The 2,059-nt window shown below is 70.2% G+C and carries 3 protein-coding genes; all 3 read right to left on the minus strand.

All coding sequences use genetic code 11. The features are described from left to right. Window positions 1–803 (minus strand): hypothetical protein (locus ACMO6A_RS13035; RefSeq protein ID WP_418471384.1); only part of this gene is annotated, 803 nt, incomplete at its 3' end. A gap of 145 nt (window positions 804–948) precedes the next feature. Further along, the gene (locus tag ACMO6A_RS13040; RefSeq protein WP_114538210.1) at window positions 949–1,269 is read right to left on the minus strand and encodes a helix-turn-helix domain-containing protein; all 321 of its coding nucleotides are present in this window, start codon (window positions 1,267–1,269) and stop codon (window positions 949–951) included. 3 nt (window positions 1,270–1,272) lie between these two features. Then, the coding region (locus ACMO6A_RS13045; protein ID WP_418471385.1) for a DNA topoisomerase at window positions 1,273–2,059 on the minus strand (787 nt) is incomplete at its 5' end.

Consider the following 2,059-nt stretch of genomic DNA (forward strand, 5'->3'; position numbering starts at 1 on the left):
GCGTCGGCGCTGTTCTCCGATGCGCCCCAGTCGGCCAGCGTCGCGCCCGAGATGTCGGATCCGGCGCGGCCCACGAGGTAGTCGGACGAGTCGTCGAGGTCGTAGAGCACGGCATGGCTCACGGCGTTGGATTTCAACGCGTCGCTGTAGTCGCCCATGCCGTCGCCGTCCGTATCGGCCCACAGGCCGTCGAGCGTGGGCGAGACGACCTTTCCGGAGTCGACCGTGGTGGTGGTGACGGTCAGCACGTCGCGGCGCTCGAACTTGTCGAGGCCCGAGAGCGATTCGTCGAGGTTGGCCTTGATGTAGGCCTTGTCCGAGGCCTGCTTGGCCTGCTTGGCCGAGGCATCGGTGGCGACGGCCTCGAGGGCGGCCGATCCGTTGGAGCCGTTTTCGTAGAAGGCGCACGTCACGGTGGTGTCCGTCTCCGCCTTGAAGGTGGCGCGGCCGTCCTCGACTTCGAGCTTTGCGGCCTCGGACCCGTCGCCGGCGAAGGCCGTGAGCGAGTCGGCGAACCAGCCGTCGTCGGGCGTGACCTCGACGGTCACGTTCGAGCCCTTGTCGACCGTGACCGTGTCGCTCTCGGCGTCCTCGCCTGCGATGGCGAGGCTGCCGTGCTCGCCGGCGGCGAGCGTCACGGTCACGGTCTCGGGCTCCGCCGCCGCCTCCGCCCAAGCGGACGGCACGGCGGTACCGAGCAGTCCGAGCACCTGGCTCAGGGCGAAGACGATGGACAGGGCGCCCACGCCGAGGCGCCCGAGCTTCGCGCGGGCGGTATGGCTGCCGCTTCCTGTATGCTTCATCTCGGCATCATCCTTTCCATGTCCTTGGCGCCGGCCGGGAGACCCCGGCACGGCGCCCGTAATCTGAGATATGTTACCCAGCCGATTGCCGGTCTACACCGGTGACCGCCGGGACTTTCCGAACGGGAAGCGGACTCCGCTCGCCCTACGCCCCGCCGTCTCCCTGGGGGCCGTTCCGGTAATCGCCCTGGGGGGACGCCTTGAGGCCGAGAAGGTAGTCGGCCGACACGTTGAGCGTCAGCGAGAGGCGCACGATCGCGTCGAGCGTGGGCGTGCGCTGTCCGTGCAGCGTCCTCGAGATGACCGCCTCGGACACGCCGGAGAACTCCGCGAGCTTCCTGGCGGTCATGGCGCGCCCCTCGAGCGCCGCGGCGAGCCGGCGCTGGCAGGTCGCGCGCAGCGCCGGGTTGATGTCGAGCTCGGCGAGGGGTACGCAGCCGTCCCCGTCGCGCGTGACGGCGGCCATGGCCTACCGTTTCCCGCGAGCGCGGCGCGTGCCCGTGCGGCCCGCGCCGCCGGTGCCGCCGTCCGGCCTCTCGCCCCGGCAGAACTCGACGAACCCGGTGTAGGGCGCCTCGCCGAGCTTCGCGTCGGTGTCGAACGTGCCGCTGCCGTCCCTCTTCGCCAGGCCGGTCAGGTGGACCGTCTTTCCCGACAGGATCGCCTTGGCCTGGGACTTGGTGAGCTTCTTGCCGTTCTGGACGATGTTGAGCTTCACGCCGCAGCCCTGGAGCAGCCGCCAGCCCTCCTCCTTGCCGGCCCACTTCGAAGACGAGCACTGCCACTGCTTTCCGCTGCGCGACAGCACGATCGGCGCTCCGCAGGCCGGGCACCGGCACAGCTCCTCGCGGCCGGACACGGCCGCGGCCTGCGCGGGGTCGAAGCCGTCCTCGAGGTCGGACACGACCGCGGCGGTGTAGCCCTCGATGCCGGAGAGGAAGTCGGACAGCGACCCCTCTCCCCGCTCGACGTGCGACAGGGAGAGCTCCCACTTCGCGGTGAGCTCGGGGGTCTTGAGCGAGTCGCACACGATGTCGATCAGCGTCTCGCCGCGCTCGGTGGCCGAGAGCGTCTTGCCTCGGCGGCGGATGTACTTAGCCTTGATCAGCTTCTCGATCATGCTGGCGCGGGTGGCCGGCGTCCCCAGGCCGCCGGAGTGCATCGAGTCGTCCTCGATGGCCGCCTTCAGCTCGCGGTCCTCGATGGAACGCCCGGCGTGCTCCATGGCCGACAGAAGCGTAGCGTCGGTGTAGGGC

Origin of the sequence: Eggerthella sp. (assembly GCF_048329335.1) — a bacterium.
In the GTDB taxonomy this organism is placed as follows: Bacteria; Actinomycetota; Coriobacteriia; order Coriobacteriales; family Eggerthellaceae; genus Eggerthella; species Eggerthella lenta.

Excerpts from the sequence above, each read along its gene's own strand:
- ACMO6A_RS13040 (WP_114538210.1), bottom strand. The coding sequence starts at position 1,269 with ATGGCCGCCGTCACGCGCGACGGGGACGGCTGCGTACCCCTCGCCGAG.